General features: G+C 43.0%; 2 protein-coding genes. Both read right to left on the bottom strand.

Annotation, left to right across the window (positions count from 1 at the left end; all coding sequences use genetic code 11):
- Nucleotides 1-56: 56 nt before the first annotated feature.
- Entirely contained in the window at nucleotides 57-269 is a 213-nt protein-coding gene (locus tag BG32_RS07720) for a hypothetical protein (RefSeq protein WP_006492310.1), read from the bottom strand.
- A gap of 4 nt (nucleotides 270-273) precedes the next feature.
- Nucleotides 274-888: 2-phosphosulfolactate phosphatase (locus BG32_RS07715; RefSeq protein WP_147434884.1), on the bottom strand; the 615-nt coding region annotated here is incomplete at its 5' end.

The raw sequence follows: 888 nt of genomic DNA, 5'->3' as shown, positions 1-888 counted from the left end.
TAGATACAACGTTGTCAACTGCTAGCTTGTTAGGCATTTTTTCAACCCCCTCGACCTTATAAGATCAAAGCAAATAACAAGGACAAACCAAGAAACCCTCCCGCTGCCAGAAGGGAATACCAGCCTTTCCTATCGTAAGGTTTGTAATCTTCAGGCTTCACTTCGCTCTTTGGCTTTCGCACCTTCTTTGTCCCAATCTCAAAAAAGATCAATGACAGAAAAAGCGCGCCCATAGCTAGAATGAAAAAAGCATTAGAAACGAACTCCATTGAATTACCCCCGTACGAAACCGTTGTTCCGCCACAAAGGAACCAGATCGTACAAGTTGATTTTAGCACAAAAGGATAAATCTTCACTAAAGCCAAGAGACAGAAGTTTTTTTGCGTGTACTCCGTTTTCAGCAATAAAGTCTTTCAAATCGATCCTAACCGATTCATAAAGAAAAGAGGCTATCCAGCAACTATCGTTTATACCGACATCTCCCAAGCGTTTGACAAGCGCCCCCGCAAGCAGTGTGTCCTCCAGCGAAGGCTCTCCGTCACTACCTGCGCATTGGATTTCAACTCTTCCTTTCTCTCTTTCTATGTGTCTGGCAATGCTTTCCAAATTAAGGAATGAAGCAACTGTGATCCTCTTTGCTTTTCTTGATTTTAGAGCAGCTACAGTTCCATTAGTAGTTGTCATAACAACTTCCTTTCCCTTCACAAAACTTTCAGAAAGCTCAACCGGCGAATTTCCTAGATCAAAACCCGGTATTTTCAATGCTTCCCTCTCCCCCACTAGAACTACCTCGGGATTCCTATTTCTTTCTTCCAGCGCCTGTTTGACATTAGAAACCGGAATGACTTTCTCTGCGCCTAGTTGAAGAGCAGTCGTTATAGTACTACT

It is taken from the genome of Mesotoga sp. HF07.pep.5.2.highcov (genome assembly GCF_003666285.1).
Taxonomy (GTDB): Bacteria; Thermotogota; Thermotogae; order Petrotogales; family Kosmotogaceae; genus Mesotoga; species Mesotoga prima.
Note: the sequence above shows the minus strand (reverse complement) of the source record. Positions and strands in the feature narration are given on the sequence as shown.